This window comes from Ensifer sp. GW101-20A05, assembly GCF_059424735.1.
Window position 1 is genome coordinate 42432 of record NZ_JBWKZT010000011.1, and the last position, 12323, is coordinate 54754.

The 12323-nt window shown below is 62.0% G+C and carries 11 protein-coding genes; 9 read left to right on the forward strand and 2 right to left on the reverse strand.

Going from position 1 to position 12323, the window contains the following annotated elements:
• Window positions 1-40: 40 nt before the first annotated feature.
• The 6 genes from AC070A_RS23915 (at window position 41) to AC070A_RS23940 (ending at window position 5928) form a co-directional block, all read left to right on the forward strand.
• Window positions 41-2161 carry a mechanosensitive ion channel family protein gene (locus AC070A_RS23915; protein WP_492383874.1) on the forward strand — a complete coding sequence of 707 codons (2121 nt, stop codon included), beginning with the start codon at window positions 41-43 and terminating at the stop codon, window positions 2159-2161.
• A 41-nt stretch (window positions 2162-2202) separates the two neighbouring features.
• On the forward strand, window positions 2203-3042 hold the full coding sequence (locus AC070A_RS23920) for a transporter substrate-binding domain-containing protein (RefSeq protein WP_492383875.1): 840 nt from the start codon (window positions 2203-2205) through the stop codon (window positions 3040-3042).
• Window positions 2925-3704 carry a transglycosylase SLT domain-containing protein gene (locus AC070A_RS23925; RefSeq protein WP_492383876.1) on the forward strand — a complete coding sequence of 260 codons (780 nt, stop codon included), beginning with the start codon at window positions 2925-2927 and terminating at the stop codon, window positions 3702-3704. The genes AC070A_RS23920 and AC070A_RS23925 overlap by 118 nt, the downstream gene beginning before the upstream one ends.
• Entirely contained in the window at window positions 3701-3976 is a 276-nt protein-coding gene (locus AC070A_RS23930) for a hypothetical protein (protein ID WP_065375613.1), read from the forward strand. The genes AC070A_RS23925 and AC070A_RS23930 overlap by 4 nt, the downstream gene beginning before the upstream one ends.
• Before the next feature lie 69 nt (window positions 3977-4045).
• Window positions 4046-5161 (forward strand): glycosyltransferase family 4 protein, encoded by a 1116-nt coding sequence (locus AC070A_RS23935; protein WP_492384397.1) that lies wholly within the window; start codon window positions 4046-4048, stop codon window positions 5159-5161.
• Window positions 5158-5928: a polysaccharide deacetylase family protein gene (locus AC070A_RS23940; RefSeq protein ID WP_492383877.1), complete on the forward strand. Its 771-nt coding sequence runs from the start codon at window positions 5158-5160 to the stop codon at window positions 5926-5928. Before AC070A_RS23935 ends, AC070A_RS23940 begins: the two co-directional genes overlap by 4 nt.
• Here AC070A_RS23940 and AC070A_RS23945 read toward each other — a convergent pair.
• Window positions 5915-6745, reverse strand: a complete 831-nt coding sequence (locus tag AC070A_RS23945) for an MBL fold metallo-hydrolase (RefSeq protein ID WP_492383878.1) — start codon at window positions 6743-6745, stop codon at window positions 5915-5917. The genes AC070A_RS23940 and AC070A_RS23945 overlap by 14 nt on opposite strands.
• Window positions 6746-7021: 276 nt before the next feature.
• Here AC070A_RS23945 and AC070A_RS23950 point away from each other — a divergent pair, with 276 nt between their 5' ends.
• On the forward strand, window positions 7022-8191 hold the full coding sequence (locus tag AC070A_RS23950) for a DUF3095 domain-containing protein (protein WP_218373090.1): 1170 nt from the start codon (window positions 7022-7024) through the stop codon (window positions 8189-8191).
• A 52-nt stretch (window positions 8192-8243) separates the two neighbouring features.
• Here AC070A_RS23950 and AC070A_RS23955 read toward each other — a convergent pair whose 3' ends face one another.
• On the reverse strand, window positions 8244-9581 hold the full coding sequence (locus tag AC070A_RS23955; RefSeq protein WP_492383879.1) for a nucleotide sugar dehydrogenase: 1338 nt from the start codon (window positions 9579-9581) through the stop codon (window positions 8244-8246).
• Window positions 9582-9955: 374 nt separating this feature from the next.
• Here AC070A_RS23955 and AC070A_RS23960 point away from each other — a divergent pair, with 374 nt between their 5' ends.
• Together AC070A_RS23960 and AC070A_RS23965 are read left to right on the forward strand one after the other, a co-directional pair.
• On the forward strand, window positions 9956-11305 hold the full coding sequence (locus AC070A_RS23960) for an adenylate/guanylate cyclase domain-containing protein (RefSeq protein ID WP_218373092.1): 1350 nt from the start codon (window positions 9956-9958) through the stop codon (window positions 11303-11305).
• A gap of 8 nt (window positions 11306-11313) precedes the next feature.
• Window positions 11314-12264: a polysaccharide lyase family 20 protein gene (locus AC070A_RS23965; protein WP_058328054.1), complete on the forward strand. Its 951-nt coding sequence runs from the start codon at window positions 11314-11316 to the stop codon at window positions 12262-12264.
• Window positions 12265-12323 lie beyond the last annotated feature (59 nt).

The following is a 12323-nucleotide window of genomic DNA, read 5'->3' on the forward strand; positions in this document are numbered from 1 at the left end:
GTGCCGGTCGGGGCCGGCATGATCCCTGGGGGTGGTAAGAATGGGCTGTGTCGGGTCGTCGCGTCGTTTTCTGGGGCCGGTCTTCGGCCTTCTCGCGTTTCTTTCAATTATCTTCGGTCCCGTTTCCAAGGGGGTTGCGCAGGAGGCGGCGCCCGCCGCGCCGCCCGCCAAGGTCCAGCAACTGATCCAGCTACTCGACGATCCCGAAGTGAAGCAGTGGCTTTCGGCGAAACGGGCGCCTGCCGTGGCGGCGACTGAGGCGCCTGCGACGGGCGTCGTCGCGCGCTGGACCGCCGAGATCAGGCGGCGCCTGACCGGCATTCGCGATGCCGTGCCGCGCGTTCTACCGGAAATGCAGGCGGGGCGGGATCGGTTGGCCGGCGTCATGGAGAGCCAGGGCCGGGCGCCCGTTCTCAGGGGTTTCTTCTTCATTCTCCTGATTGGCTACGGTGCCGAATACCTGCTGCGCTCGCTGTTGCGGCGTAGCCTGCAAGGGACCGCGTTGGCAGGACCGGCGCGGAACATGTTGGCACGCGTTCTGCCGCTCGCCGTCTTTGCTGCCGCCAGCATGGCCGTTCTCGCCTTCGCAGAATGGCCAAAGCTGCTTGAGGCGACGATCGCGCCGCTGCTTGGAGCCTGGATCGGCGCTCGCCTGCTGATGATCATCGCATCCGCCGTCCTGAAAGGTGGTCGCGAAGGCGAGGAGAGCGCCGACGCCCGTGGCGGCTATCTGTCTCTAACCGCAGACGAGGCAGGCTTCTGGTATCGTCATTCTCTCTGGCTGATCAGTGCCGCCGCGCTCGTCTGGGGCGTCGGTGATGCGATGCTGGCGCTTGCCATATCCGCGGACGTGCGCGAACTGGTTGCGACGATCCTTGGGCTCGTGGTCCTGGTCCTGGCGATCGCAACGGCGTTACGGCGACCGGCAAGTGCGGTTACCGGCTCGCGCCGCGTCGTCGGCAATGTGCTGCTGGTCGCCTTCCTGATTGTGCTGTGGCTGATCTGGGTCGCGGGCATGGAGGTCCTGTTCTGGATCGGTGTCTATGTGATCGGCCTGCCGCCGCTGCTGCGCTTCACCAGCGCCTTTACGAAGACGATGCTGGATGCCTCCGCCGCCGATGATTTCAGAGTGATGCGCAACGTCCTGATCGAGCGGGGCGCCCGTCTCCTGATCATCGCCCTCGCGGCCGCCTGGCTGGCAGTCGTGTTCAAGATCAACGCGATGGCGATGATGCAGGATGATGTTTTCAATCGGATCTTCCGCGGCGCGCTCGCCGGCATCGTGATCTTGCTGGCGGCGGATCTCGTGTGGCAGTTAGTAAAGGGTTTCATCAGCCTGCGCCTGATGCAGGCGCATGCGGTGGCCGCCGATCCCGTGCAGCAGGCTCGCAACTCGCGCCTGATGACCCTGTTGCCGATCCTGCGCAATTTCCTCGCGGTTTTCATCGCCGTCGTGGCGGTGCTGATGGTTCTCTCCGGCCTCGGCGTTGAAATCGGCCCGCTGATCGCCGGCGCCGGCGTGTTCGGTGTCGCAATCGGCTTCGGATCGCAGTCGCTGGTCAAGGACGTCATCAGCGGCGTTTTCTACATGACGGATGACGCGTTCCGAGTGGGCGAGTATATCCAGAGCGGCAGCTACAAGGGCACTGTCGAATCCTTCAGCATTCGCTCGGTCAAGCTGCGGCACCATCGGGGCCCGGTCTTTACAGTGCCGTTCGGCTCGCTGGGTGCGGTCCAGAACATGAGCCGCGACTGGGTGATCGACAAATTCATGATCAACGTTTCGTTCGATACCGATGTGGCGAAGGTAAAGAAGGTGGTGAAAGGTATCGGGGCCAAGCTGCTTGAGGATCCCGAACTGGGGCCGTTGATCCTGGAAACGGTCAAGATGAAAGGCGTCGAACAGTTTGGCGATTATGGGATGACGCTCAGCTTCGCCATGAAGACGAAGCCGGGAAATCAGACCCAGGTCAGACGTCGGGCCCAGGTCATGATCAAGGAAGCCTTCAAGGAAAACGGCATCAATTTCGCTTCGCCGACGGTGCAGGTGGCGGGCGACGAGCAGCAGCACTCTGCTGCAGCCGCTGCCGCGACCCGTGATGCCATCGAAAAGAAGAAAGCTGCGGCCGCCCTTGCCGAAGGCGGTGCGCCGCAGGAATAGCCTTTATCATCGAGGTTTCTCGGGGGCATGGGAGGCCGGATATGAAACGCCTGCTTTTGGTGGCAATGCTCCTCGTATTTTTCGGGGGGGATAACGGCTGGGCGCAATCGAACGAGCAATTCGTTCGGTCGATGTTCGTTCCGCACACGGACGACTTCGACGGGATGGAAAAGCGACGCGTGATCCGCATCATCGTACCGTTCAGCAAGACGACCTATTTTATCGATCGCGGTCAGCAATTGGGCACGGCTGTTGAATTCGGGACGGCGCTCGAAAACGAGCTCAACAAGGATCGCAAGAAGCAGATCGACAAGATCCGCGTCGGTTTCGTACCGATGCCGCGGGCGAGAATTGTGTCGGCGCTGGAAGAAGGTCTCGGCGATATCGTCATGGCAAACCTGACGATTTCGGAAACACGACTTGCCGAGGTGGATTTCAGGGCGCCGCTCTACAACGAAGCCAAGGAGGTTCTCGTCACTGGCCCATCCGCGCCTGCAATCGCCAGTCTTGATGACCTGAGCGGACAGGAAATCCATGTGCGACGCTCGAGCAGCTACTACGAGCACCTGGCGGCCCTGAGTGCCGGTTTCGAAAAGTCAGGCCGGCCGCCTATTGCCTTGAAGGAGATGGATGAGAACCTGGAGGACGAAGACGTCCTGGAGATGATCAATGCCGGCCTGCTGCCGTGGACGGTCGTCGACATGTACAAGGCGAACATCTGGTCGAAGGTCTTACCGACCTCAAGGTGCGGGAGGATATTGCTGTGTCCGATCACGGCGAAATCGCCTGGGCGATCCGCAAGGACAGCCCGAAGCTCAAGGCCGTGCTCGACCACTTCGTCAAGACCCACAAGGTCGGCACCACCTTCAGCAACATCTTGAAGAACACCTACTACAAGGGCGACAAGATGCTGAAGCGTGCCTATGATCCGGCGGATGTCGAACGCTACAAAGTGCTGGTCGAGATCTTCCGCAAGCACGCAAAGACCTATTCCTTCGATCGCCTGATGCTGATGGCGCAAGGATACCAGGAATCACAGCTCGATCAGTCCAGGCGCAGCCATCGCGGTGCTGTCGGCATCATGCAGCTCCTGCCGTCGACCGCAGCGGACAAGGCGGTCAACATCCACGGCATCGACAAGGACGAGAATCTGAATGTCGAAGCTGGGTCGAAGTATCTGCTCTTCCTCGTCGATACCTACATCAACGACCCGGCCGTGACCCCGCGAGATCAGTTGCTGTTTGCCTTCGCGGCCTACAATGCCGGGCCCGGGAACCTACGCAAGTTCCGGGCAAAGGCCAAGGATATGGGGCTCGATCCGGCAACGTCGAAATTGCCGCCGCCGCGATCGTCGGGCGCGAGACGGTTCAATATGTCAGCAACATCTATAAGTACTATGTGGCCTATAGCCTGCTGGACGCCCATGACGCTGACGCGGCCGAGGCGAAAGTCGAAAACAGGTCGGCGGCCACCGCGCCATAGGCGTGCGGCGCACGTGTTCTCGCGAGATGTGGAGGTGGAGGTCTCGAAATGGTCGCGATGAAAAGCAACTCGCCTGTGAGGCGGTCGGCAGCCCTTCTTTGCCTTTTCGCTCTGACGCTCGCCGGCTGTACCACGCCGGATATCGAGCCGATCCCGGGCAGCATCACCTATGGCGGACAGCCCCGCACGAAGCTGACGAAGGCGCCGGTGGGCAGCATCGTCCCGCACCGCTTCACGAGCGGCAACAGTTTCGTTCAGGAGACCTATGTCATTGAACCGGATCGCACGCTCAGGCTTATCCGACGCGACTACTATGATTTGCCGATCGATTGACGAGCCGGTTGTGCGCACGGAAACCCGTTGGTTGACAGTCTCGCGCGAAGGCACGATAGCTCGCTGCGGATGAAGATCGCCTTTTATGCACCGCTGAAATCCCCCGATCACCCGGTGCCGTCAGGCGACCGGCTGATGGCCCGCATGCTGATCGCGGCACTGCGGATCGGTGGGCACGAGGTTGCGATTGCATCGGATCTGCGCAGTTTCATGGCCAAGCCATCGGATCAGGATTTCCGCGAACTTGAGCTTGCGGCGGAAACCGAAACCGCGCGCCTTCGGACACTCTGGCAGAGCGAGGGCGTTCCCGATCTCTGGTTCTGCTACCATCCCTATTACAAGGCGCCCGACCTTCTCGGGCCCGGGCTTTCGGACGAATTTTCCATTCCCTATGCGACGGCGGAAGCGTCATACTCGATGCGGCGGAATGAGGGTGTCGGCGCGATTGCCCAGCGCCATGTTCTTGCGGGGATTTCGCAAGCTGCCGTCAACATCTGCCTGACGCGCCGCGACCGCGGCGGCCTTCTTGAAGCCGCTCCCTCATGCCGCCACGCGATGCTTGCGCCGTTCATCGACGCTGCGCCGTTCATCGACGCTGCGCCGTTCATTGAGAGCAAGCCATCAGCCGATGCCCCCTGCCGGCTCGTCGTGGTCGCGATGATGCGCAGCGGCGACAAGATGAATAGCTACCGCATGCTGGCGCAGGCGCTGACGCGTGTTGCCGCCGCCGCCTGGACCTTGACGATCGTCGGCGACGGACCTTGCCGCGACGAGGTCATGGGGGCCTTTGCGACTTTGCCTCCCGAGCGATTGATGTGGCTTGGCGAAAAGGATGCAGCCGACCTGCCGGATATTCTTGCCAGCACTGATCTCTACGTGTGGCCCGGCTGCGGCGAGGCTTACGGGCTTGCCTATCTCGAAGCGCAGGCCGCAGGCCTGCCGGTCGTTGCGCAACGAACGGCCGGCGTGCCGGAAGTTGTGAGAGACGGTGAGACCGGGCTGCTGACGCGGGACGGGGATATCGGCGCCTATGCGGCGGCGATGCGCGACCTGATCGAGGATCCGGCCGGCCGCAAGCGATTGGGCGCAGCCGCCCGACGGTTCGTTCATCAGGAGCGCTCGTTTCCGGCAGCCGCCCGACGGCTTCGCTCGATTTTCGATGAATTTCTGGAGACGCAGAAATGACCGAGGAAATCCATTGGCAGCGCCTTGCTGCGGAGCTCGATCGCCTTGAAGCGTCGGGACGGCCGGTGGATTTCTGGCTGCGTGACGACGACGCAGCCGAGCCGACGCGGGCGCTCGATCGGCTGCTGTCGCTGGTCGACCGACACGCTCTTCCGGTCGTTCTGGCCGTTCCGCCCGCCCAGACCGGCGAAGCGCTCGCACGCCGCCTGGGCGGGCTCGCAGATGTCAGCATTGCCGTGCACGGGTGGGCGCATCGCAATCATGCGCCGCCCGCGGAAAAGAAGCAGGAGCTTGGCGCGCACCGGCCGCGCGGCACGGTGCTCCACGAACTCGAGCTCGGCTATGACCGCCTGCGGACGCTCTTCCCGGGCGGCTTCGTGCCGATGCTCGTTCCCCCGTGGAACCGGATCGACAACACGCTTCTCGACGGCTTGCCCGACATCGGTTTCAAGGTGCTCTCGGTCTTCGGGCCGGAGAAACCATCGCCGTTCAAGCTCGTCAACACGCATGTCGATGTCATGGATTGGCGCGGGACGCGCGGTTGCCGCGACCATGCACTGATCGTCTCCGACATCATTGCGAGGCTTCGGCAGGTGACCGGCGACGTCGAGGAGAGAGCGGAGCAGAAGGGCCGCACGATCGGCGTGCTGACGCATCACCTCGTTCACGACGAGGGCGTCTGGACATTCCTCGAAAAGCTCTTTGCGGCGACCAGCGGACATCCGGCCTGCCGTTGGCTTGCCGGCCGCGAGATTACAGCTCGATGATCTGTCCGTCGCGGGCGGCAAAGGCGCCGGCGAACGTCGCCTGAACGTCGCGTTCCATCGCGGCCAGCGCCTCGTCGGTGCGGGACGGATCGTGATGGAACATGGCGAGATGCTTGACACCGGCGGCCATCGCCAGCCGGGCGCCATGCATGCCGGTCGAGTGCCCAAAGCCCTGAAAATGATCCATCTCGCTTTCGAGATAGGTGCAGTCGTAGACCATCAGATCACAGCCGGCGATCAGATCGAGAACCGTGGGATCGAGAATGCCGGGCTCGTGCTCGGTGTCGTAGACGAGTGCGACGGCGCGCCCGTTCCATTCGACGCGGTACCCGACACAGCCGCCCGGATGCCTGAGGCTTGCCGTGCGGACCGTGATTCCCGCCCGTGGCGTCAGCACGTCACCGGGTTTGAAATCCAGGCCGTCGAGGCTTGCCTGACAGATATCCGGGTCCACTGGGAACCACGGTGGGCGCATAAAGTCGCGGATCATTTCCTTCGTGGTCATCGTGCCGTGCAGATGGCCGGACCAGAAGCGTACCGAGTTCTGACACTTGTAGATCGGCTTGAAATAGGGAAGGCCGATGATGTGGTCATAGTGGCTGTGGGTGAAGAAAAGGTCGAATTGGTCGATGCCTTCGGCGATCAGCGAGTAACCGGCCTCGCGCAGCCCAGACCCCGCATCGAAGAGCAAAACATCCTTGCCGCATCGAACCTCGATGCAGGATGTATTTCCCCCATAGGCGACGTATTGTTGGCCGGATACCGGCAAACTTCCTCTTACGCCCCAGAACCGCACTCGAAAGTTGTCGTCACGCATTCAGTTTCGGCTTCACTACGCACGCTCGGACCATTTTGATCCTTGTGTGACTGTTAAACAAGCACAATGGCCACACCCCTGCAATGCCATGGGATATTATTTGGAAAGTAACCTTAGCGTCGCCAAGGGCGCCCGGTTGGAAATCGTCCGACGGAACCGCATTTCAACGGGGGGGCGCCGGATCGATGGCGAGGCCATAGCAGCAGCACATGAAACTTTTCCTTGCGCTGTTACGTGGATTATTTATCGAACGCAGTAACGTAGGGAACAGGTCACATGGTTGAGGCAACAGACGGGCGGTTCTATGACAGCGTACCTCTCTTCGATGCGTTCGAAGGGGTCGCGGACGAGGCGAATTATCGTCCGCTGCCGGACGGCTGGCTTCTCGCCGTTGCCGACATCGTCAACTCCACCGGCGCGATCGCCGAAGGCCGCTATAAAACTGTGAATATGGCAGGCGCCAGCGTCATTTCGGCGTTGATGAACGCGCTCGAAGAAAAGTCGATGCCCTTTGTTTTCGGGGGGGACGGCGCGCTCGCCGTGCTGCCGGCGCCGATGGCGGACCGCGCACGCGCCGCACTCGCCGCCGTGAAGACCTGGGTCGCTGAGGAGCTCGGGCTCGAATTGCGCGCCGCCCTGGTGCCGGTCAGCGATATCCGCGCCAACGGCCTCGATATGCGCGTCGCCCGCTTCAAGGCGAGCGAAGAGGTTTCCTACGCGATGTTTGCGGGAGGTGGCGCCAGTTGGGCCGAAGCGGCGATGAAGGCGGGACGCTATCCCGTCGGCGCCGCGACGGCTGGCAGCCGGCCTGACCTCACCGGGCTTTCCTGTCGCTGGAACCCGATCGAGTCCCGCCACGGCGCTATAGCCTCGATCATCGCCGTGCCGGGGCCTAAGGGCAATGGACCGGAGTTTCAGGCGTTGATCGCCGACATTGTCGCATTGGCCGAGGAGGAAGAACGCAACGGCCATCCTGTTCCCGAACTTGGGCCGAGGCCACGTTTCTCCTTCAAGGGTATTGAAGCCGAGACGCGGGCCGTGGCACCGAAAGGACGGCGCTTTCTCGCCCGTTGCTTCATCACCGTGCAGACGCTGGTGCTGTTTGTCTGCCTCAGGATGGGCTGGAATCTTGGATCCTTCGACACGAGCCGCTACCGCCGCGACCTCGCCGACAACACGGATTTCCGCAAGTTCGATGACGGGCTGAAAATGACGATCGACATCAGTGCCGAACGGCTCGAACGAATCGAGACGAGGTTAAGGCAGGCAGAGGCGGCGGGTGTCGGGCACTATGGCTTGCATCAACAGGATTCGGCGCTGATGACCTGCATCGTGCCGACGCCGATGACGCGGGATCACATGCATTTCGTCGACGGCGCGTCGGGCGGCTACGCAGTGGCGGCAAGCAAGCTCAAGGCCGCGCTGGCGCGCGTGCAGGCCGCATAGCCAACACGCGCGGGATGCCGCGCCTCGTGGCCCAAGACGGGCTCGCGCCGGGTCAAGCCTTGACGATATGTTCGCCGGTCAGTCTGTTGCGGTAGAACACGTTGCGCGTATCGACGATGAGCGAGGCGGAAGCGGCAAGGGCCGCGTAATCCACCTGGTCGTGATCGGTGGCAATCAGCACGGCATCGAATGTCGCGACTGTTTGTGCGTCGAGCGTCACCGATCGCCGGCCCTTCAAAGCACCGTGTTCGCGTGTCGGTGGGATCTCGGCGACGTAGGGGTCGTGATAGGAAGTGCGTCCGCCGCGCTCTTCGATCAACTCGATCAAGCGCAGCGACGGGCTTTCGCGAATATCCGGAACATTCTTCTTGTAGGCGAGGCCGACGACGAGGACGTTGGAACGGCTGAGCGCCTTGCCAGCCTTGCGGTCGAGTGCCTCGGCGAGGCGGCTGACCACATGGCGCGGCATGGCCGAGTTGATCTCGCCGGCAAGCTCGATGAAGCGCGTCGGCAGCTCGTATTCCCGCGACTTCCAGGTGAGGTAGAAGGGGTCGATCGGGATGCAGTGGCCGCCAAGCCCCGGTCCGGGGTAGAACGGCATGTAGCCGAACGGCTTGGTCTTCGCCGCTTCGATCACTTCCCAGACGTCGATGCCCATGGCCTCGTAGACGATCTTCAATTCGTTAACGAGGGCGATGTTGACCGAGCGGAAGATGTTCTCGGTGAGCTTCACGGCCTCCGCCGTGGCGTTGGAGGAGACCGGCACGACGGTTTTCACCACGGCTGCATAGAACCGTTCCATCAGGGCCGAAGCCTGCGGTCCATCGCCGGCGACGACCTTTGGAATGCTGACCGTTTCGTAGGTCGGATTGCCGGGATCCTCACGTTCCGGCGAAAAGCCGACGAAGAAGTCGCTGCCGGACTTGAGCCCGGTTTCCTCGAGGATGGTGCGCACGACGCCGTCGGTTGTCCCGGGATAGGTGGTCGATTCCAGGACGACGAGTTGGGCGGGCCTGAGGGTCGCCGCGATCGCGCGTGACGTCTTTTCGACGAAGGAAAGATCCGGGTCGCGGTGTTTGGTAAGCGGCGTCGGCACGCAGATGATGATGACGTCGCAGTCCGCCAGTTTTTGAAAGTCCGTCGTCGAGCGGAAGCGGCCGGCACCGCTCTCTTTTGCGAGCGCGGCGTCCGATACGGCGGCGATGTAGGACTTGCCCGCGTCGAGCGCGACGATCTTGGTGGGGTCGATGTCGAATCCAATGACGGCAAAACCTGCGCGAGCAGCGGCGATGGCGAGCGGCAGGCCGACATAGCCGAGACCGATGACGCCGACCTTGGCGCTCGAGGCGGAGATGGACGAGAGCAGGCTTTCGAAATGAGGTGAGGTCAAGTTTGCTTTCCGGATCTCGTGGACAGACGCGTGGCGCCGCGCGAACATGTCGTGGTTTGTTGGAGAGAAACAAGTCCCAAGTCAAGCGAGGCACTGCGTCACGCCGAAGGACAGGCCTTTGAGCCCTTTATCAAAACATCATGCGAGAAAAACTTTGCCCGGCCTCTGGAAATCGCCGGGTGGCATCAATATCTGCACCATATAAGTGCCGCATTCCGGGTGCCTGCACGTCATCGACGCCGGAATCGGTTGGAGCATTTTCTTAACGGGCACGGCTCATCATCATCCACCGCGAACATGGACCGGCAATTTGCCGGGGCGTTCGTCGTCTCCGGATGCTGACGCGGGACGGTCTGTCATGGTGAGGACGCGAAATGGCCCCGACGAACGACAACGTATCCGAAATCCTCATCGACAAGGTTGCCGACTGGCTGATGCGGACGTCGCTCAGCGACGCGCCGCTGGAAACGATCGTCAAAGGCTTTTGCGAGCGGCTCGCTGCCGCCGGCCTGCCGCTGATGCGCGTCCATCTTTCCTTTTCGATGTTGCATCCGCTTTATGATGCGCTTGGTTTTACCTGGATCCGCGGCAAGGGCGTCGAGGTAAGCGGCCTTCGGCACGAAGAACTGGCGCTCAATCCCGAGCGTTTCCTGCAGAGCCCCTACTACTATCTGCTCAACAACAATCTCGAGCATATCCGGCGGCGTCTTTACCAGGATACGCCGTCCGAGTTCCCGATCTTCGACGATCTCAAGGAGATGGGCGCCACGGACTATCTGGCCTTCATGCAATCGCTCGGCGCCGATTCGGGGCATGGCATGGTCGGATCCTGGACGACGGACCGCCATGGCGGCTTCACCGATGATGTGATCGGGGCGTTGCTCAAGCTTCAGCACCACCTAGCGGTCGCCGCGAAGATGGCGGTGCTCGGAAAGCTCGCCGACAATATGCTGACCACCTATCTCGGCTCCAGCGCCGGCCGGCGCGTGATGAGCGGCCAGGTCCGCCGCGGCGACGGCGAAACCGTGCGCGCGATCCTGGTCATGGCCGACATGCGTCGCTCGACGATGCTGGCGGAGAAGGAGGGGCGGCAGTCCTATATCGAGACGCTGAACACCTATTTCGACGCGATCGCCGCGCCCTTCAATCGCAATGGCGGCCACATCTTGAGCTTCGTCGGCGACGGGTTCATCGCCGTCTATCCGTGTGGGCGCCATAAGGAACCGTCCGAATTTGCCGCCCGCGAGGCCTTTGCAGCCGTGCGCGCAGCAACGGCGCGCATGGAGATGCTGAACGGCGAACGGCGCAAGCAATCCCGCGACTCGATCGGCTACGGCATCGGGCTGCATGTCGGCAACGTGATGTTCGGCAATGTCGGGCTGCGCGACCGGCTGACCTTCTCCGCCTTCGGCTCGGCCGTTAACGAAGTGCAGCGGTTGCAGAACCTCACCAAGAAATATGCGCATAGCGTCGTCGCCAGCGAGGCCTTCGTCAATTACTGCGGCGGAGATTGGACGGCGCTCGGCCAGGAAAAACTGCGCGGAGTGCGGCAGAAATTCACGATTCTCTACCCCAACGATGCAGCGTTGCTTGCCAGAGCAGATGAGCGCTTCGACGATGTGTTGCAGGATGGACTTTCCGAGGCGGAACATGTCATGCTGCTTCACCGCAATACTCGTCCGCTTCAGCCGCCGCGCGGCCTTATCGACAAGATGCTTCAATAGGGGGAAGAATGTTCCGAGCCGTGTTTGTCGCCGCCAGCATCGCCATGGCCGGAGGCGCGATGGCGCAGCCGTGGGAAAGCAAACTTTCAGACGGCTTCGAGGGACAGAACTTCGCACCCGAAGGCGGGCTCTACTATCGCGATAACTTCGAGCAGAGTGCGGGCACGGTGGAATTTCAAAACCAAGTGACGCACACCGGCAAAGGCGCACTCAAATTGAGCGTCGTTCCGACCTGTCCGGATTCCCTCGACGGTTGTAGCGAGCGAGCCGAGATCTGGGAGAAGACGGCGCTGCGCGTGCCCTACGACCAGGGGGTCTGGTATGGTTTCGCGGTCAAGTTCGCCGATCCGGTCCCGAAGGAGGATCATCGCTATCTGATCGCCCAATGGAAGCGTGAGATCGATCCCGGCGCCGAAGGTGATTTCAGTCCGTTCCTTGCTTTACGCCTCGAGGCGGGCAAGCTCTTCGTCACGGTGGAGACGAATTACATCGCGCCGCTGTCATCCGGCCCGGAAGGTACGCCGGCGAGCTGCAAACCTGGCGAAATCCCCGTGTGGGGGCGGCCTAGCGTCAACCAGATGCGTATGCTGGTCGCCGCCGACAGCAACTGGAAACCGGAAGACGGCAGTCTGTTCAACGCCTGCACAGATGCCATCAAGGTGACGAACCATGGCAACCCGCTGCCCGATCCGAAGTCCGGCTGGATCGACTTCGCGATCTACACGCTGCCGGGGGCCGGTGGCACGGGACGCATCGAACTCTTCGCCAACGGCAAGCCGATCATCACGGTGGCGGGGCATGTCGGCCACGCCGACAAGGGGCTCGGCAAGAACCAGTACTTCAAGTTCGGCCCCTATCGAGCTGCCGATACGACCGACTGGACGCTGTTTTATGACGACTTCCGCCGCTCGCCGAATTGCGCCGACGTGCTGAAGGGCGGGACGTGCCCCGCGCTCTAACCAACTGAAGATGCACGAGGCAATGCTCCGGTTGCAGTTGGCCATGCTGGACAGCCCTC

Excerpts from the sequence above, each read along its gene's own strand:
- AC070A_RS23915 (WP_492383874.1), top strand. The coding sequence starts at position 41 with ATGGGCTGTGTCGGGTCGTCGCGTCGTTTTCTGGGGCCGGTCTTCGGC.
- AC070A_RS23920 (WP_492383875.1), top strand. The coding sequence starts at position 2,203 with ATGAAACGCCTGCTTTTGGTGGCAATGCTCCTCGTATTTTTCGGGGGG.
- AC070A_RS23930 (WP_065375613.1), top strand. The coding sequence starts at position 3,701 with ATGAAAAGCAACTCGCCTGTGAGGCGGTCGGCAGCCCTTCTTTGCCTT.
- AC070A_RS23935 (WP_492384397.1), top strand. The coding sequence starts at position 4,046 with ATGAAGATCGCCTTTTATGCACCGCTGAAATCCCCCGATCACCCGGTG.
- AC070A_RS23940 (WP_492383877.1), top strand. The coding sequence starts at position 5,158 with ATGACCGAGGAAATCCATTGGCAGCGCCTTGCTGCGGAGCTCGATCGC.
- AC070A_RS23945 (WP_492383878.1), bottom strand. The coding sequence starts at position 6,745 with ATGCGTGACGACAACTTTCGAGTGCGGTTCTGGGGCGTAAGAGGAAGT.
- AC070A_RS23950 (WP_218373090.1), top strand. The coding sequence starts at position 7,022 with ATGGTTGAGGCAACAGACGGGCGGTTCTATGACAGCGTACCTCTCTTC.
- AC070A_RS23960 (WP_218373092.1), top strand. The coding sequence starts at position 9,956 with ATGGCCCCGACGAACGACAACGTATCCGAAATCCTCATCGACAAGGTT.
- AC070A_RS23965 (WP_058328054.1), top strand. The coding sequence starts at position 11,314 with ATGTTCCGAGCCGTGTTTGTCGCCGCCAGCATCGCCATGGCCGGAGGC.